The organism is uncultured Eubacterium sp., assembly GCF_934295145.1.
GTDB lineage: Bacteria > Bacillota > Clostridia > Lachnospirales > Lachnospiraceae > Eubacterium_I.
This window is the reverse complement of record NZ_CAKRAS010000099.1, coordinates 1-5,241: the sequence shown is the minus strand read 5'-3', so window position 1 is coordinate 5,241 and position 5,241 is coordinate 1. Positions and strand designations below refer to the sequence as shown.

Annotated in this window: 2 protein-coding genes and 1 tRNA gene; all 3 read left to right on the top strand. The window is 42.6% G+C overall.

Features of this window, described 5'->3' with window-relative positions:
• Nucleotides 1-184 precede the first annotated feature (184 nt).
• The 3 genes from Q0I54_RS13020 (at nucleotide 185) to Q0I54_RS13010 (ending at nucleotide 4,893) form a co-directional block, all read left to right on the top strand.
• Nucleotides 185-3,004: an ATP-dependent RecD-like DNA helicase gene (locus tag Q0I54_RS13020; protein ID WP_367270862.1), complete on the top strand. Its 2,820-nt coding sequence runs from the start codon at nucleotides 185-187 to the stop codon at nucleotides 3,002-3,004.
• Nucleotides 3,005-3,192: 188 nt separating this feature from the next.
• The gene (locus Q0I54_RS13015) at nucleotides 3,193-4,590 is read left to right on the top strand and encodes a sodium:alanine symporter family protein (protein WP_296119249.1); all 1,398 of its coding nucleotides are present in this window, start codon (nucleotides 3,193-3,195) and stop codon (nucleotides 4,588-4,590) included.
• A 215-nt stretch (nucleotides 4,591-4,805) separates the two neighbouring features.
• A tRNA-Ser gene (locus tag Q0I54_RS13010) sits at nucleotides 4,806-4,893 on the top strand.
• Nucleotides 4,894-5,241 lie beyond the last annotated feature (348 nt).

Here is a 5,241-nt window from a genome sequence, read left to right as displayed (position 1 = left end):
TATAGGACGTACGAAATCGGGTCATCTTGTCCCGGCGGCTAACAATCGCCTGCCAGGAAAAGATGACCCGATTTCTGTATTTAGTTTTGGGGAAGATTGTGCTTTAAATATGAGTGTGATAAGATAAAAATAATATGCAGCAGATAAGGGATATAAATTTAAGAAAGTTGAGATATTAACATTTATGACCAAGAAAGGAACTCTGATCAATAAATACACACCAAACTATGTCATCTTTGACCTTGAGACGACTGGAATCTCACCGAACTATGATGAAGTGATTGAGATTTCAGCGCTGAAGGTGAAAGGTGGCGAAGTTGTGGATGAATTTAATACGCTGGTGAACCCGGGCCGCAAGATTCCATTTGGAGCGACGAAAGTGAATGGAATCACAAATGCGATGGTTGCGGAGGCACCGGCGTTTTCGCATGTTCTGGCAGAGTTTCTGGATTTTACGGAAGGTCTTGTTCTGGTGGGACACAATATTGCACGGTTTGACATGAAGTTTATATGGCGTGACGCCGAGCAGTATTTTGGCGAAATTCCGCAGAATAATTATGTGGATACGCTGCAGGTGGCGCGAAAGCATTTGCCGAAGATGGAGCATCATCGTCTGGTGGATCTGGCGGAGCATTATGGTATTTCATCAGAAGGTGCACATCGGGCACTGAATGACTGTTACATGAACCAAAAAGTGTATGAGTGCATGGTGGCGGAGATGCGTGAGGCACATCAGAAACGTGTGGAGGAAGCCAGAAAAAAGGCATCGCAAGGCATAGAGGTTCAGCAGCGCCCTCAGCATTTTACAGTAAAAATCCGGGGTGTGGTGGAACGCATTACTTATCAAAATCCGGAAAATGGCTACACGGTCCTCAAATGTGCCGTAAAAAGTTACAAAGAACTTGTGACGGTCATCGGAAGTCTGCTGGATGTGAATGTTGGTTCTGTATTGCTGATTTATGGAAATTGGAAAGTGGACAGTCGTTACGGCAGACAGTTTGCAGCAGAGAGCTGGGAAGAAACGCTTCCGGCCACAGTATTTGGTATTGAAAAATATCTCGGTTCCGGTCTGATCAAAGGTGTTGGACCGAAATATGCGAAAAAGATCGTAGCACAGTTTGGCATAGAAACGCTGGAAGTGATTGAGACAGATATTTCCCGGCTGCAGGAAGTGGACGGTATTGGGAAGAAGCGGATAAAAATGATCCGGGATAGTTGGGAACGGCAGAAAGAAATCAAAAATGTTATGCTTTTTTTGCAGGATCATGGCGTCAGTACCTCGTTTGCAGCAAAAATTTACCGTCAGTACGGAAATGAAAGTCTGGATAAAATGAAAGAAAATCCGTTCCAGATGGCAGATGATATCTGGGGGATTGGATTTAAGACAGCGGATGGAATTGCACAGAAACTTGGTTTTGCGAAGGAGGCTTATGTCCGGTTGCGCAGTGGTATTATGTATACACTCAGTAATCTGGCAGATGAGGGACATGTGTTTGCTTATCAGGAGCAGTTGATCGCGAAGGCAGCAGAATTGCTGGAAGCGGAAGAATCCAGTATCGTAATGACGCTGGATCAGATGATCGCGGACAAGGACCTGATCTGTGAAACGGTAGACTATAAAACAGATCAGGCAGAAATGAAAGCTATTTATCTGCCGGCATTTTATTATGCGGAAGCAGGTGTGGCAGGTAAATTGAAGCGTCTGGCACAGGCACCGGCAGCGGACCGGCTCTGGCAAGCATTGATGGATGCCCGTCAGAAGACCGGAAACGAAAGCCTGTCCATTGATGTCAGTAAAATTCAGGAAAAAGTACATATGGAATATGATGAGATTCAGGCAGATGCCATTCGAAAAGCAGCCGTTTCCAAAGTCATGGTGCTGACCGGTGGACCGGGAACCGGTAAAACCACGACAACGCAGGGAATTATCGCCGCTTACCGTTCGTTTGGATTAAAAATCCTGCTGGCAGCACCTACAGGTCGTGCCGCCAAGCGTATGACAGAAGCAACCGGATTAGAGGCAAAGACAATTCACCGTCTGTTGGAGTGTAAACCGCCGGAGGGATATCAGAAAAATGAGGATAATCCTCTGGATGGAGATGTGCTGATCATTGATGAATGTTCTATGATCGATATGATACTGATGAACGCGCTGCTCAAAGCAATTCCGGAGGGGATGCGTCTGATACTGGTGGGAGATATCGATCAGCTCCCATCTGTTGGCGCAGGTAATGTATTGCGTGACATTATTGATTCCGGTGTATTTCCGGTGGTTCGTCTAACCCGGATTTTTAGACAGGCACAGAGCAGCAGGATCATCATGAATGCTCATGCGATTAACGAAGGAAAATTTCCGGATATTTCCAATGGAAAAAATACGGATTTCTTCTATATAGAAAAAGAAGATCCTGAGGAAGCGGTGCAGGAAATTGTCCGGCTGGTAAAAAACAATCTTCCGCGTTATTACAAAACGCCCTGGAATCATATTCAGGTGCTGACGCCGATGCAGAAAGGAATTGTGGGAGCAGCGAATTTGAATCTTGCACTTCAGGAAGCTTTGAATCCACAGGGCGATGGTCTGCGCCGGGGCGGATATCTGTTTCGCACGGGGGATAAAGTCATGCAGATCCGAAATAATTATGAGAAAGAAATTTTTAACGGAGATATTGGAACAGTAGAGTCTGTAGATTTGCAGGAACGGACGTTAAAAGTAAACTTTGACCAGCATATCATAGAATATGAAGCATCGGAACTGGATGAACTGGTGCATGCCTATGCGACAACGATACATAAAGCACAGGGGTCCGAATATCCGATCGTGGTCATGCCTGTTTTGATGAATCACTATGTAATGCTGCAGCGCAATCTGATCTATACAGGTATTACCCGTGCAAAAAAGGTTCTGGTTATCGTAGGAACCAGAAAGGCATTGTCTTATGCGGTCAGAAATGTGACAGTTACAAAGCGAAATACTTTTTTAAAAGAGCGATTGTGTGAAAGATAAGGTTTTGGATATAAAGCGGGTTGAATATCGGAAAAGATAAATCAGATAATTTCAAGTAAACACACACAATTTTTTGTTAATTTTGTGTTGACAGGTAAGAATAAATGGAGTAATGTAGCTTTATTAGAGAGCGATGTTGTTCACAACATCGCTCTTTTTGTATTTATATATGGAAAGAGGAAGAGAGTATGGAAAAGTTAAATGAAATTATTGCCTCCATTGATAATTTTGTCTGGGGGCCTGTAATGCTTGTTCTTTTAGTAGGAACCGGAATTTTCCTGACATTTCGGACAAGATTTCTGACATGGAGAAATTTAGGGTATGCGCTGAAAAGCACGCTCAGTAAAGAAGCAAGGACAAAAAGCAGAGGTGAGGGAGATGTATCTCCTTTTTCAGCATTGACAACTGCATTGGCGGCAACCATCGGTACCGGTAATATTGTAGGTGTTGCCACAGCCATGGTTTCCGGCGGTCCGGGTGCACTTGTATGGATGTGGATTTCTGCAGCTTTTGGTCTTACATCAAAATTCAGTGAATGTATGCTTGCCATCAAATACCGCGAGGTAAATGAAAAAGGTGAGATGAGTGGCGGCCCGATGTACACTATGAAAAAAGGATTGAAAAATAAGAAGTTTGGAGCAGTGCTTGCATGGCTCTTTGCATTGTTTGCAGTAGTAGCATCCTTTGGTATCGGAAATATGACTCAGGGTAATTCTATTTCGGGTGCATTAAATACCACATTCCACGTGCCTACATGGCTTACCGGAGTGATCATAACCATTCTTGTACTGGTCATTATCGTAGGCGGGATTAAATCTATATCGAAGGTTTCTTCCGTAGTAGTTCCGGTTATGGCAATTTTTTATGTAATATGTGGAATTATTGTTATTATAGGAAATATAGCAAATGTTCCGGCAGGTATTGTAATGATTTTAAAAATGGCCTTTTCTGTAAAAGCTGTTGGCGGCGGTATGTGTGGTACCATTGTTGCTTCTATGATGAATGCCATGCGGTTTGGTATCGCACGAGGCGTCTTTTCAAATGAGGCAGGTATGGGTTCTGCAGCAATCACGGCAGCAGCGGCAACGACAGATAATCCGGTACGACAGGGATATATCAATATGACAGGTACTTTCTGGGATACGATCGTGGTATGTACAATCACAGGTCTTGCGATTGCATCTTCCGGTGTACTTGGTATGACAGATGCAAATGGAGAACTTCTCACAGGTTCCGATGTGACAATTGCAGCTTTTAAAACAGTTCTCGGTTCCGGCGGAGGCTGGCTGGTAACCATTGGAATTACTTTGTTTGCATTTTCAACGATTCTTGGTTGGGAGTATCATGGAGAAAAAGCATTTGAATATCTGCTTGGTACACACAAATATAATATGATCTATCGAATCGGATTTGCTCTGGTTGCATATATCGGATGTACACAGACAATCAGTCTGGTATGGAATTTTTCAGACATTGCAAATGCGTTGATGGCCATTCCAAACTTAATTTGTATGCTGATCCTGAGTGGAGAAATCGCACATGATATACGAGAATTTCAATCAGAGATAAAAGCTAATCACAAATAGTTTGATTACAGGAAAAATAAGAGCCAGGTGTTAAATAATACATGGCTCTTTTTTTCCATGAAGAATTTCTATAACTGGAATGCAGAGCCTATGAAAATGAACGCTTTACCTGGTTTTGCAGGGAATAAAAAAGTTGTAAAAAGCTATTGACAAACAGAACAAAGTCTTGTATAGTAGATAAAGCGTTACGGCGCATCAATTTTATAAAAAAATATGGAGAAATACTCAAGAGGCTGAAGAGGCGCCCCTGCTAAGGGTGTAGGTCGTTCGCGCGGCGCGAGGGTTCAAATCCCTCTTTCTCCGTTATTTTTTTGCCCTAAAAACGGGGTTCAGAAATAAAATTGAAAATAAAAGAAAAAAGTTGTTGACAAACGCAAATGGCTATGATAACATATACAAGCTGTCGCGTGAGTGACACGGCAAAAACAATAACTTTTAAATAAAATAAAAAAGTTGTTGACAAAGGCAAAAGCTTTTGGTAGAATATAAAAGCTGTCGTTAAGACAACAACACAAAGAACTTTGATAACTGAACAGTGAAATAACCTTGAAAGATTCGTTGAGAACAGCGAAGTAATTCGCGATTTAAATGAGTTCGAGAGAACAAAGCAGAGACGAAAGTCAAAGCAACCTAAAACAGTAACGTTTGGAA

What these genes read in the sequence shown, in the direction of transcription:
- Q0I54_RS13015 (WP_296119249.1), top strand. Translation starts at nt 3,193, where the DNA reads ATGGAAAAGTTAAATGAAATTATTGCCTCCATTGATAATTTTGTCTGG.
- Q0I54_RS13020 (WP_367270862.1), top strand. Translation starts at nt 185, where the DNA reads ATGACCAAGAAAGGAACTCTGATCAATAAATACACACCAAACTATGTC.